The organism is Vibrio sp. S234-5 (genome assembly GCF_000960595.1).
Taxonomy (GTDB): domain Bacteria; phylum Pseudomonadota; class Gammaproteobacteria; order Enterobacterales; family Vibrionaceae; genus Vibrio.
In genome coordinates, this window is sequence record NZ_JZAM01000050.1 from 1 (window position 1) to 343 (window position 343).

Sequence of the window (343 nt, forward strand, 5' to 3'; positions counted from 1 at the left end):
CACATGGGCTTGTCATGGATAACTTCCCGCTCAAAACACCCCAAGCAATCTCAAGAAGTCCAAGACGATTTTAAAAAAAATTCAAAATTGAAACGATCCTGAAGATCCCAGGACATATCGCTCTAGAGCATGTTGATGTCTGGTTTCAAGATGAAGCCAGATTTGGGCAACAAAACACGACGACACGGTTATGGGCAGAGAAAGGAACACGTCCCAGAGCCGTGAAGCAACAACAATTTGAATATGCGTATCTGTTTGGTTCTGTCTGTCCCGCGAGAGGAATTGGCGAAGCGATGGTCGTTCCTTGGGTTAATAAAGAGATCATGATCGAGCATTTAGGGTA

General features: G+C 44.6%; 1 pseudogene. It reads left to right on the top strand.

Annotated elements, in window-relative coordinates:
- A pseudogene (locus UF06_RS26690) lies at positions 1 to 343 on the top strand (IS630 family transposase); the annotation flags it as partial.